At 55.4% G+C, this 16,333-nt stretch carries 18 protein-coding genes and 1 pseudogene; 13 read left to right on the top strand and 6 right to left on the bottom strand.

Going from position 1 to position 16,333, the window contains the following annotated elements; genetic code table 11:
• Positions 1-457: 457 nt before the first annotated feature.
• The 3 genes from ACK1VC_RS12590 to ACK1VC_RS12580 all read left to right on the top strand — a co-directional run bounded on the left by ACK1VC_RS12590 (position 458) and on the right by ACK1VC_RS12580 (position 3,340).
• On the top strand, positions 458-712 hold the full coding sequence (locus ACK1VC_RS12590; protein WP_197884454.1) for an AAA family ATPase: 255 nt from the start codon (positions 458-460) through the stop codon (positions 710-712).
• Positions 687-1,862, top strand: coding sequence for an AAA family ATPase (locus ACK1VC_RS12585; protein WP_197884453.1), 1,176 nt, complete (start codon positions 687-689; stop codon positions 1,860-1,862). The genes ACK1VC_RS12590 and ACK1VC_RS12585 overlap by 26 nt, the downstream gene beginning before the upstream one ends.
• A 455-nt stretch (positions 1,863-2,317) precedes the next feature.
• Positions 2,318-3,340 (top strand): hypothetical protein, encoded by a 1,023-nt coding sequence (locus tag ACK1VC_RS12580; RefSeq protein WP_449117965.1) that lies wholly within the window; start codon positions 2,318-2,320, stop codon positions 3,338-3,340.
• On the opposite strand, the gene ACK1VC_RS12575 is transcribed toward ACK1VC_RS12580, so the two are convergent.
• Positions 3,312-4,292, bottom strand: coding sequence for an IS5-like element ISPa41 family transposase (locus tag ACK1VC_RS12575; protein WP_014003920.1), 981 nt, complete (start codon positions 4,290-4,292; stop codon positions 3,312-3,314). The genes ACK1VC_RS12580 and ACK1VC_RS12575 overlap by 29 nt on opposite strands.
• Positions 4,293-4,436: 144 nt before the next feature.
• On the opposite strand from ACK1VC_RS12575, the gene ACK1VC_RS12570 reads away from it, so the two are divergent.
• The 3 genes from ACK1VC_RS12570 to ACK1VC_RS12560 all read left to right on the top strand — a co-directional run bounded on the left by ACK1VC_RS12570 (position 4,437) and on the right by ACK1VC_RS12560 (position 5,897).
• Positions 4,437-5,408 carry a sensor histidine kinase gene (locus ACK1VC_RS12570; protein WP_327192117.1) on the top strand — a complete coding sequence of 324 codons (972 nt, stop codon included), beginning with the start codon at positions 4,437-4,439 and terminating at the stop codon, positions 5,406-5,408.
• Positions 5,366-5,584 carry an ATP-binding protein gene (locus tag ACK1VC_RS12565; RefSeq protein ID WP_306372119.1) on the top strand — a complete coding sequence of 73 codons (219 nt, stop codon included), beginning with the start codon at positions 5,366-5,368 and terminating at the stop codon, positions 5,582-5,584. Before ACK1VC_RS12570 ends, ACK1VC_RS12565 begins: the two co-directional genes overlap by 43 nt.
• 181 nt (positions 5,585-5,765) lie before the next feature.
• Complete coding sequence (locus ACK1VC_RS12560; RefSeq protein ID WP_197884570.1) at positions 5,766-5,897, top strand: YHYH domain-containing protein; 132 nt, start codon at positions 5,766-5,768, stop codon at positions 5,895-5,897.
• Positions 5,898-5,969: 72 nt separating this feature from the next.
• Here the strand turns inward: ACK1VC_RS12560 and ACK1VC_RS12555 are convergent, their stop codons facing one another.
• The 3 genes and pseudogenes from ACK1VC_RS12555 to ACK1VC_RS12545 all read right to left on the bottom strand — a co-directional run bounded on the left by ACK1VC_RS12555 (position 5,970) and on the right by ACK1VC_RS12545 (position 7,462).
• The gene (locus ACK1VC_RS12555; protein WP_028700066.1) at positions 5,970-6,704 is read right to left on the bottom strand and encodes a TraX family protein; all 735 of its coding nucleotides are present in this window, start codon (positions 6,702-6,704) and stop codon (positions 5,970-5,972) included.
• Positions 6,701-7,140, bottom strand: a pseudogene (locus tag ACK1VC_RS12550) (YqaA family protein). The gene ACK1VC_RS12555 and the pseudogene ACK1VC_RS12550 overlap by 4 nt, the downstream one beginning before the upstream one ends.
• 4 nt (positions 7,141-7,144) lie before the next feature.
• On the bottom strand, positions 7,145-7,462 hold the full coding sequence (locus ACK1VC_RS12545; RefSeq protein WP_028700065.1) for a metal-sensing transcriptional repressor: 318 nt from the start codon (positions 7,460-7,462) through the stop codon (positions 7,145-7,147).
• Positions 7,463-7,975: 513 nt separating this feature from the next.
• On the opposite strand from ACK1VC_RS12545, the gene ACK1VC_RS12540 reads away from it, so the two are divergent.
• The 5 genes from ACK1VC_RS12540 (at position 7,976) to ACK1VC_RS12520 (ending at position 11,245) form a co-directional block, all read left to right on the top strand.
• The gene (locus ACK1VC_RS12540; RefSeq protein WP_049277357.1) at positions 7,976-8,713 is read left to right on the top strand and encodes a HupE/UreJ family protein; all 738 of its coding nucleotides are present in this window, start codon (positions 7,976-7,978) and stop codon (positions 8,711-8,713) included.
• Between the two features lie 12 nt (positions 8,714-8,725).
• Positions 8,726-9,394 (top strand): hypothetical protein, encoded by a 669-nt coding sequence (locus ACK1VC_RS12535; protein WP_049277358.1) that lies wholly within the window; start codon positions 8,726-8,728, stop codon positions 9,392-9,394.
• Between the two features lie 368 nt (positions 9,395-9,762).
• A complete protein-coding gene (locus tag ACK1VC_RS12530) occupies positions 9,763-10,038 on the top strand; it encodes a metal/formaldehyde-sensitive transcriptional repressor (protein WP_028700062.1) in 276 nt (91 codons plus the stop codon).
• Entirely contained in the window at positions 10,035-11,003 is a 969-nt protein-coding gene (gene dmeF, locus ACK1VC_RS12525) for a CDF family Co(II)/Ni(II) efflux transporter DmeF (protein ID WP_197884571.1), read from the top strand. The genes ACK1VC_RS12530 and dmeF overlap by 4 nt, the downstream gene beginning before the upstream one ends.
• Before the next feature lie 68 nt (positions 11,004-11,071).
• A complete protein-coding gene (locus ACK1VC_RS12520; protein WP_028700060.1) occupies positions 11,072-11,245 on the top strand; it encodes a DUF1289 domain-containing protein in 174 nt (57 codons plus the stop codon).
• Positions 11,246-11,285: 40 nt separating this feature from the next.
• Here ACK1VC_RS12520 and ACK1VC_RS12515 read toward each other — a convergent pair whose 3' ends face one another.
• The gene (locus tag ACK1VC_RS12515; RefSeq protein WP_049277359.1) at positions 11,286-12,590 is read right to left on the bottom strand and encodes an MFS transporter; all 1,305 of its coding nucleotides are present in this window, start codon (positions 12,588-12,590) and stop codon (positions 11,286-11,288) included.
• 190 nt (positions 12,591-12,780) lie between these two features.
• Here ACK1VC_RS12515 and ACK1VC_RS12510 point away from each other — a divergent pair, with 190 nt between their 5' ends.
• Both ACK1VC_RS12510 and chrA read left to right on the top strand, forming a co-directional pair.
• Complete coding sequence (locus ACK1VC_RS12510) at positions 12,781-13,722, top strand: chromate resistance protein ChrB domain-containing protein (protein ID WP_139813918.1); 942 nt, start codon at positions 12,781-12,783, stop codon at positions 13,720-13,722.
• Positions 13,715-15,085, top strand: a complete 1,371-nt coding sequence (gene chrA / locus ACK1VC_RS12505; protein ID WP_028700057.1) for a chromate efflux transporter — start codon at positions 13,715-13,717, stop codon at positions 15,083-15,085. The genes ACK1VC_RS12510 and chrA overlap by 8 nt, the downstream gene beginning before the upstream one ends.
• A gap of 594 nt (positions 15,086-15,679) precedes the next feature.
• Here the strand turns inward: chrA and ACK1VC_RS12500 are convergent.
• A complete protein-coding gene (locus ACK1VC_RS12500) occupies positions 15,680-16,078 on the bottom strand; it encodes a hypothetical protein (RefSeq protein WP_028699630.1) in 399 nt (132 codons plus the stop codon).
• Positions 16,079-16,333: the final 255 nt, after the last annotated feature.

Genomic DNA, 16,333 nt, shown 5'->3' with positions numbered 1-16,333 from the left:
CAGACGATAACCACAGAAAATCAGCATCCCGCTAGCCTAGCCGGCACGATGTGAGACCCTAGGTGATCCCTACCCTAGTGGCACGGGCCCGTCACGGACGCAGCTCTAAGGCTCATTGGAGCGGCATATGGCGCTGGGACTCGGTCCTCTGTAGCTTGCACTCACAAGCCCCTCCCAGGCGGCGTAGAGGCTGCAAATTCCAAGACCGACGAGTTACCCCCCTGCCCTCTACGACTCAAGCCAAAAGGAACGATTACGGCTTCATCACCCTACCATACGCTCCTTGGTTTAGTCATTCTCACCCCTCCAGCATCAAAATTGGCCAAAACTCTAACTTTATCAGAGAGTTAAACAACCGATAAAATTTGACATTGCAGACTCCAACGCTGATTCATATGCTGGCTCGGTGCCACTCACCCTCACCGACCCGGCAGCCATAGGCGAAAGGAACGCAACCATGATTACGAGAATAAAAAAATTAAAGAATTTTGGTATCTTCAGGGACTACAACGGTGACAGCATCCAGACGTTTGGAAAATTCAATTTAATCTATGGCTGGAATGGTAGTGGCAAATCTACACTCTCCAAATTATTTGAATCACTAGAGAAACGCCGAAATCTACAAGCTACCGCCGATTCAACTCGACGTAGGAGAGGTAAGTCAAGGAGACCAACTGTACGAGGAGATGCAGGAAGAGTTTGCCTCTGCTAGGGCCCTGCTTGCGACTCAAGTAACCAGCATCAACGGCGGGATCGAGCACTGGCAGGATCTGCTACAGCAGAAAATAACCGATCAATTCAGGACGGACTTCATCGTACCGGCTATAGATCCAACGGCATGTGCTGGCTTCGATGCTGCTGTAGCACAGATGAACGAGCTAATAACCCGCCACAACAAGAAGACAGAGGACTTCACCAAAGAGACTGGAGCCATCAAGCGGAAAATTGAGCTTCATTATGCCGCGATGGAGGTTAAGGCATTCGGCTATTTCGCCAAAGTACAAAAGCGCGACGCTTTTTCTAAGCAGGCATCCGAAGTCCAGTCAAAAGCGAATGCCAGGCAGCGAGAAATCGTGGCGCTTGAGGCTTCTCTCTCTAATGAAGTGCTAGGCGCAGAGGAATTCAACAAGCACCTCCACAATTTCTTGGGACGGTCTGACCTATGCCTTCGCTTTAACCCTCAAATGCTTGGCTATGAAATTAACCGAGGTACCGAGCATCGCCATGCCAAGGACCTGAGTGAGGGAGAAAAAACTGCGATAGCCTTCGTGTATTTCATCACCAAGCTTTCAGAAGGCGATAACGACATTGCGAAGCTGGTCATTGCAGTAGATGACCCAATTTCCAGCTTTGACTCAAATCACCTATTCCACGCCTACTCTTACTTACGCCATCACTGCACCCCAGCACTTCAGCTGTTTGTCTTTACGCACAATTTCAACTTCTTCAAACTGGTCAGAGACTGGTTAGAAGGAAACAATACAAACCGAAAAAACAGGAGACCACCTCGTCCAGCCAACAGCTTTTTCTACACGGTCGAAGCCAGCACCAGTAACCCGAGGAAATCCACTCTTAAAGACGCGCCCAAAAGCCTTCACGCTTACAGCTCTGAGTATCACTATATCTTTGGTCGCCTTTACAACTACAAGGAGCAAGCACAGATTGATCGTGATGAGGCGTTCCTCACGGCCAACCTAGCTCGCAAAATCCTTGAAGCATTCTTCAGCTTCAAGTATCCGCTGCACAAAGGAGACATGGCGAACCTGTTCCAGCAGGGCCTAAATGGATGCACCTTAACCACGCCCCAAACCGAAGAAAAAAAATCTATCGTTTTATCAACAAGTACTCGCACAACGCGTTGATTGAAATCGGAGAGGACTCACCCGAAAATCTTGTTGGTGAAAGCCATAATGTCATCGCGGACATCTTCACATGGATGAGAGAGGTTGACAGCACGCACTACGAGCAGATGGTTTCCGCTTTAGGCTTCGAAGCAACAGTCCTAGCGGAGCCGATTGCGCCTCCGGCAGACGCTATGCCGGATGTCCTGGACAGCGCAGTGACTGCCACTGTGGCAGCTGCACCACCGCAAGCCTAAACACTGCCTTCAGTTGACGCTTGAAATAGCCAGGCAGCGAGGGCGCGCTACAAGGTGCGCCCGACCAACAAGCGCATCGCCTGCCAATGCGCGACCAGCTGGCCAGGCACACCTTCTGAGTCTGCAGGCCACCGGCGAATTGCTCTCCCCAAAAAGCTCCCGTTATCATTCATGGCTACGTGCCACGCAATGTAGTGGTACCCAGCATGAGGGATGGCTATGGCGGGTCTGTGGGAAGCATCAGGTGGGGTCTTCTGGAGTTCAGCACCATTGCTACCGAACTTGGATTTCGTGCGTGATTTCGGCTGGTTCTCGTTCTGTATGACCGTGCTTGCTACCTTGGCCGGTGCCTTTGCTGGGGCCTGGGCTGCACAACGAAACACCGAGAAAAGCAAAAGAATCGATCACCTTAAGAAAGAAATCCAAGTATCAAACCGGGGAATCATGCTGGCCCTGTCAGTAATCAATGTGGCATTAGCGATCAAAAAGCAATACGTAAAGGAGCTTAAGGAGCAGTATGACAGTGAGCTGAAGCGACTTGACTTGCACATGAGCCGACGCCCTCCTCCTTCGGAACCATTTCACGCGATCCTAATGCTTCACCAGCTTCAAGCCATGAACATACCCATTGAAGCATTGCAGAACATCGTAATGGAGCAAAGCTCTGATAAAGCACTACGAGCCGTAACGTCTCTAAGCGAGTCGACTGAGCCGCTTAACAACGCTATCGCCCGAAGAAATGATTTGATTGAAGATTTCAAAAATCGCAGAGTCCCCGAAGGGTACAGTGTAGAAGCTATGTACTTCGGCCTACCTGTCAAGGGAAACACAAACAAAGAATATAGCTCAACCATAAGCGCCATTCACTTATACAACAACGACGCTATTTTCTTTGCACTTAAGCTATGCGAATACTTGCGCGAGCACGCCCTAAAAACCGCGTCGAAATATAAAGAAATTTCAGGTTCGAAAATTGGCGTAAGCGAATTTGACATTAGCGCGGCCAAAAATCAAGGACTGCTCCCAGACGATCCTTCTCACACAGAGTGGGAGAGTAGCTTCACAGACGATTCAAGCAAGATAGCTACGGATGCTCCGATCAACTTGTCGTGCAGCCGCGGCAAGTTGCAATTTTCCAGGCACCTACAGCGTCATTGGACGAAAAGTGACCGAAAAATCATGTACGGAGAGCTTTTTCGACCGGTTCTCCGTGTTAAACGCGAACCTCACCCATACCCATGAGCTGTTTTCGAACCCTCCACAGGTTTGCCAGGGCGAACAGCGTGGTCAACTGAGCCGTGTTTTTCATCAGCCCACGAAAACGTACTTTCACGTAACCAAACTGCCGCTTGATCACGCGAAACGGATGCTCGACCTTGGCCCGTGTCTGAGCCTTGCAGAACTCGATCTTGCGCTTGGCTTTGTACAGTACGCTGCGCTGGTTCAGCTTGGAATAGGTGCTGCGACGCGCTGCAATCTGCCAGATCACCCCCCGATTTTCATGCTCTTCGCGCCTTTCGACACCGGTGTAACCGGCATCTGCATACACGGCGTTTTCTTCGCCATGCAGCAGTTCAGCCACCTGCGTGACATCGGCCACATTGGCAGCGGTGCCATGGACGTGATGCACCAGGCCGGACTCGACATCGGCACCGATGTGCGCCTTCATCCCGAAGAAATACTGACCGCCTTTCTTGGTCTGGTGCATCTCGGGATCACGCTTGCCTTCTTTATTTTTGGTCGAGCTGGGGGCATGAATAATGGTGGCATCGACGATGGTGCCTTGGCGCAGCGACAGGCCTTTTTCCTGCAGATAACCATTGATGACCGCAAGGATTGCCGGTGCGAGCTGATGCTTCTCCAGCAAGTGCCGGAAGTTCATGATCGTGGTGTCTTCGGGGATTGGCGCGCTCAGCGTCAGGCGTGCGAACTGGCGCATGGGCGTGATTTCGTAGAGCGCTTCTTCCATGGCCGGGTCGCTCAGGGAGAACCAGTTCTGCAACAGATGGATGCGCAGCATGGTTTCCAGAGGATAGGGTTTTCTACCGCCGCCGGCCTTGGGGTAGAACGGTTCGATCAGCTCCAGCAGGCCTGCCCAGGGCACCACCTGATCCATTTCGGCGAGGAAGCGCTCTCGGCGGGTTTGCTTGCGCTTGCCGGCGTACTCAAAGTCGGAAAAGCTCATCTGGCTCATGGGCGGCTCGGATCAGGTGTTGCGGGGATTCTCGCATAACTGAAGGCTTGTTCGGAGATTCCCTAAAGCTTCTTACCGTTTTTTTTCGACTGCACTAAGCTAGAGATTCATTCCGGGATAGGGGAGGCGCGGCTGGAGATGAGGTTGGCCGATTTCATTCTGCTCAATATGGAGTCCATTCTGGAGGCATGGGAGGACTTTGCGCGCACGCTCAATACGCCCCTGCCTGACCTTGATGATGCCGGCCTTCGTAACCATGCAGAGAGCATTTTGCGTACCATTGCTCAGGACATGCAGGCGCCCCAGTCCGCCATCCAGCAGTATGAAAAATCCAGAGGGTTGCAAAGCCCTAGCCCGGTTGAAACTGCCGCTCAGACACATGCTGTCAACCGTCTCGACGCAGGATTTACGCTCGACCAGGTGGTGGCAGAGTATCGAGCATTGCGTGCAAGCGTTTTGCGGCTTTGGCTGCCACTTCAGATGCCTGGTGAATCGCACGACTTAGACGACTTGGTTCGTTTCAATGAGGCCGTAGATCAGGCTTTGGGCGAGTCAATCACATCATATGGCATCGCGGTTGAAACGACTCGGAAACTCGTGCTTGGAGTGCTCGGTCATGACCTCCGGACGCCATTGACCGCAGCCCTGCTGGGTGCCGAGGTTTTGAGTGGCAAACGCCATTTTTCAGCGCAAGAACGGAGGATTGCGACTCAGGTTGCCACCAGTGTGGTTCGAGCCAAGCAGATCGTGGCCGACCTGCTCGATCTGGCTAAAGCTAACCTCGGGACAGGTATTCCTATCCAGAGGGAGGAGATCGATCTCTCACTGGTGTGTCATACACTCGTGGAGGAGCTTCGCGTTTCTCGTCCTGAGATCACTGTGGATTTGCAGGGAGCTACCCAAGCGCTTGGGCATTTCGACGGCACACGTTTGGGTCAGGCGTTTTCTAATCTTATCGCGAATGCTGTCCATCACGGCGATCTTTCCAAGCCCATTACCGTGACGTTGACCCAAGGCCCAGCGGCTGTCGAGTTCAGCGTGCACAACTGGGCAAGTCCATTCCACCCGCCGTATTGCCCTATCTGTTCGACCCACAAGGTCGATATTCCCGTTTGACCTCTGAACATCATGAAGCATCAGGTGGTCTAGGCCTTGGTTTGTTCATCGTGAGCGAAATCGTGTCTCGACATGGCGGTACCATCGATGTCGAATCCAGCATGGCCAGCGGGACTACCTTCCATATCTCGTTGCCTACTCATAAGCACTCCGAGCGTTTTCTGAATCGCACCTGATTTTGTAGGCACTGACTGGCCGCATTGGGTCGATTGCGTTCAGTCGCGACCGGCTGCTTTCGACCCATACCGGTCATTCCTTTCATCGGCTTCATGGCAATTACGATTGTTATGAGGATGCACTTAGCCATAAGCTCATCGAGGCAATTTGCCACCACAACACCGAGCATGGAGTAGCCTGATGAAAATCGTTCCCCTCTTGATTACTGCCGTCCTTTCGTTCTCCTCGATAGTCGCCTTCGCACACAGCGGTGGTACCGACTCCAAGGGTTGCCACACCAATCACAAAACGGGCGAGCGCCACTGCCACTAAGGCAGTGCGTAGGTTCTTTAAAAGCTGGCGTTCTTGACCCAGAGAATGCCAGCCTTAAAGCAAACCCCGCGTCTAAAGCAGGTTGCGAATACCCAGCATCGCTAACAGGTGGCCGGGGTAGAACCAATAGCTCCACTGTGTGACTGGCAAGATCTTGAACGGCAACCGGGCCCAGAATAGAGCCAAACCGAGTAAAGGCGCCAAAGCCGCGATCAGCAGCGCGAGGACAGCGAACGGCTCAAGCTGCGCCGCCTGTTCGAACAGGCCAGTTCGAGAGTTGACGGTTACACAAAGCGCGACGGGCAGTAGCGCGAACAGTTCGGGGCGCTTAATGGCAAGCACCAGAGCCGCCGGCACGAACACCCCGTAGAAGCCGTACATCAGCGGCTCGCTCAGCAGATAACCCGCCAGAATTGCACCGCCAGCCATTACCAGGCTTTCGAGCGTCCGGTGCTGTACTCCCCAAGCGACCAGAAGCCCTAGCGCCAACGTGACCAAGACATTGAAGGTGCCCGAGGTGCTGACCAGCCGGTAAGGGACTTCAGAAAGCGCGGCGAACACCACCAAAGAGGCGAGATACCGGCCATTGCTCCGAGTGAATATCTCACCTGGCTGATTGCGTGAGACGTTGATCGCGACTGCCAGACAGAACAGGGGAAAAGATAACCGACCGAGCACAAACAGATCGCTGCTCGCAGGCCAGGCCAATCGCATGTGATCGAGCACCATCGTGAGCAAGGCAATCCACTTGATCAGATCCTGCCCGGTATGCCGCTCTGCCGCAGAGCGAGCAATATCGAAAGTCATGGCATGCCCCCAAGCACCAGGAGTGACAACAGCAGGTATCGCCCACCCTTGGCCAGGGTGACCAGTAACAGGAACCGCCAAAGCGGCTCGCGCATGACCCCAGCCACCAACGTAATCGGATCGCCGATGATGGGTACCCAACTCACTAGCAGTGACCAGTATCCATATGCTGGTAGAGTGCCTGCGCCTTCACCAGCTTCGCCTCACTGACCGGGAACCAGCGCTTGTGCTTGAAGTGCTCGACGCCTCGACCCAAAAACCAGTTCACCACTGAACCCAGGACATTGCCGGCGGTAGCCATCGCGACGAGCGCCATGGGCAGGTAGTGCTCAGACACAAGCATCGCGACCAGTGCTGCTTCGGATTGCATCGGCAACAACGTGGCCGCAGCGAACGCCGCCAGAAAAAGCCCAAGGTAGCTGGTGAGTTCGAACACAGTTCTACAGGTACTTGGTAATTTGCTTGAATTCGTCCAGGGCCGATCTATCGCCCTTGCTCAAGGCTGTAACCGAATCCTCAAGACAGTGGTCGATATGGTCTTGGATGAGCGTGCGCTTGGCCTGGCAGACGGCCTTTTCAACCGCATGCAGTTGCTGGGCAATGTCTACACATTCCCGCCCGTCCTCGATCATGGCAATGATGCTGCGCAGATGACCGTCTGCACGCTTCAGGCGCTTGATGATCGCCTCATGGCTCTGGTGAGGATGGGCATGGCCCTGTCCATCATTGTGCTGGTGATCATGAGAGTGATCGGACATATCTTGAGTCTCTGTCGTCGATACATTACGCTGGCGATGCTATCCCCCCCAGGGGGTTAGGTCAAACGTGCAGCGTTGCTGTTGAATCAGCGTCATAGGCATCTGAATGTCCCGTCGTTTCCTGTCATCAGCCATGATCGTGGCTTTGGCTATGGCCGTTATGCTGGCCTGGACGGGGCACGCCTATTCGTTGGCAGTACCGACTCAAGTCGCTGCCCAAGAGGCAGTGAACATGAAGTACGGGCATGACCATGGCGAGGCTTCGTGGAGCTGCACGCACTGCACTGACCACTATCACGCCCCGCTCACGCCCGACCACCAGCACGAGACCCCTCAGCTCTCTTCTGCTACGCAACTGACACCTATCTTCGGCCCGTCCATGCCATTGACCTGGTCAGGCGAATCGGTACCACACCCACCAATCTTCCGAATCGAACGCCCACCTCGTCCTGCTTTTGCTTCCTGACCCTGGCCGCTTTGCGGCTCTCGATCATTGCAAAAAAGGATTGATCCATGCGTTTACACTCGATACCGGGTGGGGGCTTGCTTGCCGTGCGAGCACGCCATCCCATCTTCCTTTTGTTCCTGTTCGCCGTGTCATTGCTCATCGGCATGCCGGAGGCATTGGCACACGCCGTAGCGGAAGGCGACAAGGGATTCATCCAGGAAAGCTCGGGGGTCATGCTGATCCCGTTCATCTACATGGGCGCCAAGCACATGATGACGGGCTACGACCACCTGCTGTTTCTGTTCGGCGTAATCTTCTTCCTCTACCGCCTCAAGGACGTGGGCCTCTACGTCACGCTGTTCGCCGTTGGACATTCGGTCACGCTGCTGTTCGGCGTGCTTACTGAGATCAGCATCAGCTCCTACATCATCGACGCGATCATCGGTTTCTCGGTGGTCTACAAGGCGATGGACAACCTGGGGGCCTTCAAGCGCTGGTTCGGTTACCAGCCGAACACCAAAGCCGCGACGCTCGCCTTCGGCCTGCTGCATGGCTTTGGCCTGGCAACAAAGATCCAGGAGTACGAAATCTCGGCCGAAGGCCTGATCCCGAACCTCATTGCCTTCAATATCGGGGTGGAGATTGGTCAGTTGCTCGCGCTGAGCGCCATCCTGATCGTGATGGGCTACTGGAGAAAAACCGGTGGTTTCTGGCGTCACGCCTACACCGCCAACGTTGCCATGATGAGTGCCGGTTTCCTGCTGATGGGTTACCAGCTGACCGGCCTGTTCGTTACCGCCTGAGGATCCTGAAAAATGTTCAACTCTCCACTTCCTTCGGCAAGCGAACTGCCGAGCAGCCGTCAGCTCATCCGATCCACCGCCATCGCTTTCGCGGTCGCGATGGGGCTTCTGGTCACCGTGGTCATGCCTTCGGAGTACGCCGTCGATCCAACTGGCCTGGGCCGTGCCATGGGGCTCACGCAAATGGGGGAGATCAAGATATCTCTCGCACAGGAGGCCTTGGCCGATGAAGCTGCAGCCAAAGTGCCTTCGCCTGCACCGGCTTCAACAGTGGCGGCATCAGCACCAATACCTTCGGTAGCTCCCGCTCCGGTGCCACAGGTTGCCGCCGTTGAGCCTGCCAGCCAGGCCGAACAACCGTTAGCGAAAAAGGATGAGGTCAGCCTGACCCTGAAACCTGGCGAAGGGCGTGAGATCAAGCTCGAAATGCGCAAGGGCGCGATCGTGGCCTACAAATGGAGCGCTTCGGGGCCGGTCAACTATGACACCCATGGTGAAACCTACAACGCCGCTCAAGGCGACTTCCACAGCTATAGCAAAGGTCGCCAGGTCAAGGGTGACACGGGTGAGCTGACTGCGCTCTTCGAAGGAACCCATGGCTGGTTCTGGCGTAACCGTACCTCGGGCAACGTAACCATCGTGCTGAACACGGCGGGTGACTACCTCAACCTCAAAAAATGACCTTCTGGCTGAGACTCATATGCAGTGAGTCTCAGCCCATGACCCCTTTGATTGCACCACTGTGGAACTCAAGACATGACTATCAAACTGCTACGTTCGCTCGCCGTAATCGGTCTTCTCGGTCTGCTTGTCGCATGCGGCGATGCCGAGCCTGAGGCCACTGGCGACAGCGCGGGCCATGGTCACGCTCACGACTGACGTCCAACTAGAGCCAAGGATGGCTCAATTTTTACCTACCTCAGGACAACGGTTGACAGGTCTGTCAGTCGCTCCGTTCGCCTCCAAATAACGTCTGCTGACTGCTGCCCCTTGCATAGGGGGCCGGGGTATGACAATCTTCGCGACAATATACATAGGGGGGGTATGGTATGGGCCATCTCGCATCGAACAAGGACGCGCTGCTCAAACGCGTCAAACGCATTGCTGGACAGGTGCAAGCAATCGAAAAAGCGCTTCAGGAAGATGAGGACTGCGCTAAAACCCTCCTTCTGGTGGCGTCGACGCGTGGCGCGATGAATGGGCTACTGGACGAGATCATCAGAGATCACGCCAGGGCGCACGTGGCTGCCCCTTCTCTCACTGACGAAGAGCGCAGCAAGGGAGTGGAAGAACTCCTGGAAGCCATTCAGCGTTACTCAAAATGACCTCGGACACCCAAGCAATGAGCACGACAGCTACCATCCACGACCATGTTTTTCTTGGCGCCTCCCACGAAGAGAATGCAAAGCGCACGCTTTGGGTGGTCTTACTGACCGTTGTGATGATGATGGGTGAAATTGCCGCCGGCTACATCACCGGATCGATGGCTCTACTGGCCGACGGTTTCCATATGGCTACGCACGCCGGTGCGCTCGGTATCGCGGCAGCCGCGTATGCATACGCAAAGCGGCACGCCACCAACTCACGTTTCAGTTTTGGTACTGGGAAGGTTGGTGACCTGGGTGGGTTTGCCTCGGCGCTGATCCTGGGGCTTGTTGCCCTGGCAGTCGGTGCTGAGTCGGTCGTCCGCTTGTTCCAACCGAATGAAGTGCAGTTCGGCACGGCCATTGCTATCGCCGTCGTAGGCTTGCTGGTGAACATTGTCAGTGCGCTGCTGCTGGGTCACGGGCACGGGCACGGGCACGGGCACGACCATGATCACGTTCATGACCACCATCACCACGATCATGGACACAGCCACGGACATAGCAGCGGCGATAACAATCTACGATCGGCCTATGTACATGTCCTTGCCGATGCATTGACCTCGGTTCTGGCAATTGTCGCCCTGCTGGCAGGCAAATTCCTGGGCTGGGTCTGGCTCGACCCGGTGATGGGTATCGTAGGCGCTGTTGTAATTGGTCGTTGGTCATGGAACCTGATGAAAGTGACCGCCGGTGTTCTTTTGGACAAAACCGATGATCACGTGGCGCAGGAAATCCGCGAGTTCATTGAGCAGCCGGGTGACGTCCGCATCTGCGATCTGCATGTCTGGCGTGTCGGGCCCGACGCTCACGCAGCGATCGTCAGTGTTGTTGGCCACGCTCAAACAAGCGTCTCAAGCATTCGTGAACGACTGCTACCAGTTCATGAAGTACGGCATCTGACCGTCGAAGTCCATCAGGCCTGATGTGGATGCGGGTCGCAGTTGCTGCCCGCACGCTCGCATCAGAGTCCAGTGCCACAGGTAACCCAACAATGGCTTCAGCGATCGAGAATCCTTGTATTTCACTCTGTCAGCTGAAAGGTGATCTCTGTGTCAGTTGCGGGCGATCGAAAGACGAAATCCGCAAGTGGAAACGCATGAAACGCCCGGAGAAGATGGCAGCCGTACAGAAAGCCAGTGCGCGGCTGAAGGCACTGAAGAAATAACACCGACCAGGCGCCCCTCCACCGCCCAGGATGGAGGGCGCTATCGCCGTGGCCATTTCCGGTGGTGCTCATCGATGACAAAGGAGTGCGCATGAGATTTGCCATCCGCGACATGAGGATCGTCTTCCGAAAGATCGTCATGCTGATGCGACACCACCTCGTCCTCATGGTCGGGATGCCAGATCCATTTGCTCAGTATCCACGCTGCCCCAGCGAGCAGGCCTAGACCAACGAACGCAGACGTCAGGTTCACGCTGGCTCCCAGCCATCCGGCCAATGGGTAGGTAATAAGCCAACAGGCATGCGACAAGGCGAACTGTGCCGCGAATAGCGCTGGTCGATCCTGAGCCGAAGACGACCTACGCAAGATACGCCCCGACGGCGTTAGTGCCAGGGAATATCCAGCACCCAGTACCACCCACAGAACTATCAGAGCCGAATAGCTGGAAACGAAGGCCCCTATCAGCAGGCCGACCACCAGCACTGCTCCACCGGCAAGCATGGCCTTACGATCATCCAGGCGTTCAAGCAGTCGGGGAAGCAATAGCGCCACCACCATCGAGCCGCCACCGAAAGCCATTAACGCCATGGCCATAGCGCTCTGATCCAGCCCAAGCTTCGCCTGAACCAACACGACCGTATTCACTATCACCATTGCGCTGGCAGCAGCAATTGCGAGGTTCAGGGCTAGTAGGCCGCGCAGGCGCGGAGTACGCAGGAAGATCCGTAGGCCTTTGGTCGTGCGCTCGTAGATGCTCCGTTTAGGCCCGCGAACGGCTACAGGCAATACCGCTGAAACCACCATTGCAGCTGATACGAGAAATCCCACGACGGTGCCACCGAATAGGCTGTGGAAGCTGACCACGGTCAACAGGGCTGCCGCGAGCATTGGGCTGATGACGCTCTCAAGGTCGTAAGCCAGTCGCGAAAGCGACAGCGCTCGGGTGTACTCACGCTCGTCAGGGAGGATGTCGGGGATGGTGGCCTGAAATGTCGGGGTGAACGCGGCAGATGCAGACTGCAGCACGAAAATCAGCACGTAGACCTGCCAGATCTCTGTGACAAACGGGAGCAATAGCGCCACGGCAGCCCTGACCAGGTCGAGAGAGACCAGCATGGCTTTTCTGGGCAAGTGTTCGGCAAACGCACCGGCAATCGGGGCCACGCCAATGTAGGCCACCATCTTGATCGCAAGCGCGGTACCCAGGACGGCGCCGGCCTGCGCGCCGGCCAGATCACAGGCCAGAAGCCCAAGCGCTACGGTCGCCAGGCCGGTGCCTATCAAGGCAATCACCTGAGCAAGGAACAGGTGCCTGTAATTGCGGTTTTTCAGGACAAATAGCATGGCACCTCCGTGCACGGCTGGAGGCGATCTCTATCGCCTGAACTTCATCAGATCGACAACAGCGTATCCCCCCCAGGGGGATATGGTCAACGCGATTCCGTGCTGCTCAGCACGGTCAATGAATACCCATTGCTTTTAGCCAAATCTGGTTTAATGTAGAGAGAGATACATTTTATGCTGAGCCTTCTACATGATTGATTGGTCGTTACTGATCCTTGGGCTGCCGACGGCCAACGCCACCGAGCGTATGCGCGCATGGAGAACCCTGAAGGCCTCCGGTGCAGCTGTGCTGCGCGATGGTGTGTACCTGCTGCCAGAAAAAAGCGCGGGCCGCGAAACGTTCGAAGCGGTGGAGCGAGATGTGCTGGCCATCAACGGCACGGCATTTCTGCTGTCGCTGCCTGAACGCGAGGAGCGCTTCAGCGGGCTATTCGACAGAAGCGATGAATACGCCAAGCTGATGGAAGAAATTGCAGGCTGCCGAGCTGACCTATCCCCGGAGAATGCGCTGCTGACAGCCCGGCAGGTGCGCAAGCTCAGGAAGGCCTTCGGCCAGTTGACAGCGATCGATTTCTTCCCAGGTGTGTTCAAGACACAAGCCGACTCGGCCCTGCAGGAACTTGAGACCGCGATTAGCCGAGCACTGTCTTCCGATGAGCCGAGTGCGCACGATGAGGCCATCAAGCAGCTGGAGCGCAGCGAATACCAAGGTCGCCGATGGGCAACGCGAAAACGCCCATGGGTAGACCGGTTGGCCTGTGCCTGGCTGATCCGTCGCTTCATTGATGCCGATGCCCAATTCATTTGGTTGGACAGTCCCAGTGACTGCCCAAGCGATGCGCTCGGCTTTGATTTTGATGGGGCCCGGTTCAGCCACGTTGGCCAGCGGATTTCCTTCGAAACCCTCATCGAGAGCTTTGCCGTTCAGCAGCCAGGCCTGGCACGCCTGGCAGGCGTCATCCACTACCTGGATGTGGGAGGCGTACAACCTTCCGAAGCACCCGGTATCGAGCGTGTCCTCGCTGGCTTGAGAGAGAGCATTGGCGATGACGATCAACTGACAATGGTCGCAGGAGGCATCTTCGATGGCCTGCTGACGGCTTTCGCAAGTGAGGAAGCCCAAAATGGTTGATACCACCTCCGCAGTAAGTGAACAGCCGCCATCGCAAGCAACTCAGCAGCCGATCGGTCTCTATGAAGCCTTCCTGTTCTGGCTCAAGTTGGGCTTCATCAGCTTTGGCGGGCCTGCCGGGCAGATCTCGATCATGCACCAGGAGCTGGTAGAGCGCAGGCGGTGGATCAGCGAGAAGCGTTTCCTGCACGCGCTGAACTATTGCATGTTGTTGCCCGGCCCCGAGGCTCAGCAGCTGGCCACGTATATCGGTTGGCTCATGCACCGCAGCTGGGGCGGGGTGATTGCCGGCGCATTGTTCGTGCTGCCTTCGCTGTTCATCCTGATCGGTTTGTCCTGGGTCTACGTCGCCTTTGGCGAGGTACCGGTAGTCGCGGGGATCTTCTATGGCATCAAGCCGGCGGTCACGGCTATTGTCGTTCATGCAGCCCACCGGATTGGCTCGCGGGCACTGAAGAATGGCTGGCTGTGGGCTATGGCCGGCGCCTCGTTCGTGGCGATCTTCGCCCTCAACGTGCCGTTCCCGCTGATCGTGCTGGTGGCTGCCATCATCGGCTATGTGGGTGGTCGCTTCGCCCCGAGCAAATTCGTAATCGGTGGTGGTCATGGAGCCGCGAAGAACAGCTATGGCCCGGCCCTTATCGATGACGACACCCCCACGCCTGAGCATACCCGTTTCAGCTGGGGGCATCTGGTACGCCTGCTGATGGTCGGTGCAGGGCTCTGGGCCCTGCCCATGGGGCTGCTGACGCTATCGTTTGGCTGGGACGGCACCCTGACGCAGATGGGCTGGTTCTTCACCAAGGCCGCACTGATGACTTTTGGCGGTGCGTATGCTGTGCTGCCCTATGTCTATCAGGGCGCTGTCGGGCACTACGGATGGCTGACGCCAACCCAGATGATCGATGGCCTCGCCTTGGGGGAAACCACTCCGGGCCCACTGATCATGGTGGTTGCCTTCGTCGGCTTCGTCGGTGGATACGTGCATCCGATGTTCGGTGCGGAGCACCCATTCCTGGCCGGTGCAGTCGCGGCGAGCCTCGTCACCTGGTTCACCTTCTTGCCGTCGTTCCTGTTCATCCTCGCCGGTGGCCCGTTGGTGGAATCGACTCACAACGAGATGAAGTTCACCGCACCGCTGACGGGGATCACGGCTGCAGTAGTGGGCGTGATCCTCAACCTCGCAATGTTCTTCGGCTATCACGTGCTTTGGCCAAAAGGCTTCAATGGGGCGCTTGATTGGCCTTCCGCTGTGATCGCGGTAGCGGCAGCGATTGCCTTGTTCCGCTTCAAACGAGGGGTGATCCAGGTGCTGATTGCCTGCGCTCTGGTCGGCCTGGCAGTCCACATGTTGCGTGTTTGAAACCAAATACCCGTCGACATCATCGGCCGGCATTTCATGACCCATCTCCCGCTGGTGGGAGATTTAAGTAGGTATCGCGTGAGCATTCAAAGATTGATCGGATCGTCTGCCCCTGGCTCACCCACCTGGAATTGGTGGCTTAGTGGGGCTTCCTTAACGTCACTACAATCGCACCCTGCCTGTTCACATTCGGCCTGCTGTCAGCGCTCTTGAAAGCACTGCTAGCCGTGCGTGCTACTGACTGGAACGCTGGTAGGCGAATGTCAGCTTTGGGTCGTTAGCGGTCATTCATACCTGACTGCGTTCCCCCCAGACGTATGCATCAATCATCTTCTGACCATAAATAGGTATGAAGCCACTGCAAATTAATGCGACATGCCTGAGGGCTCTTGCGCGGCGTTACGTTGGGATCGAATTTGCTGCCATGCAATAGCTCCAATTGGAGGCTCACATTCTCTGGAAGGTTCGGCAGGCACACCGGCAGCGCCCGGCCCACCTGTCTTCAAATTCGCTGTGGTTGATAGTTTGCCAGGTACCTTCATGCGGGATCAGCAAGATCTGAGTATATTACTGACCAGGCTCAGCGAATCCACATTAAGCACGAGATTCATAAGCAACACCGTTCTCATGAGCATGGATACGACGCCCATACTCGTTAATGGTACGCCTACTCAGCTCGTCTAGGATCAAACCAGGCATAGCTGGTTCAAAGCTCGAAGTCAGGAAAAACTCCTCCTTTTGACTCCAAATAACCTGGCCATCCCAGTCTCCAGCTGTCACAACTACTGTTTTTTCCACCCTGAATCCAGCCCCTCCTTCTCGCGCAAATATTTCACACTTGAAAAACGCCATCTCCCCTTCGCGCTCGTAATTCTCAGTAACGCAAGACGTCCCACAAGCGAGAAGCCCTTCTGCATCACCTTCTGCTACTCCATCAAGCTCACCTACACTCACTTGAATAAGCGAATGATCAAATTGGTCAGAATCCCACATATACGCCTCAGCTAATAATTAAAAATTCACCCAATTAATCCATACAAATAAGCACCGGTCAAGAACATTCAAATAAAGCAGCCCTGCTCAATCGCTACTGTCAATTACATTTACATCAAATAATATATTGTTCAACCAATTACTCAGCCTATAACCATGACACGTCGACCTCACAGATAGGTCAGCCATTAATGGTGACTCCAGCCACCCAAATCCTATAATTTATTTGGCAGAGATGTAGCGAACTGTGGGTTT

Source organism: Pseudomonas sp. XP2, assembly GCF_053557975.1.
The sequence above is the reverse complement of the archived record's forward strand: the minus strand, read 5'-3'. Positions and strand labels throughout refer to the sequence as shown.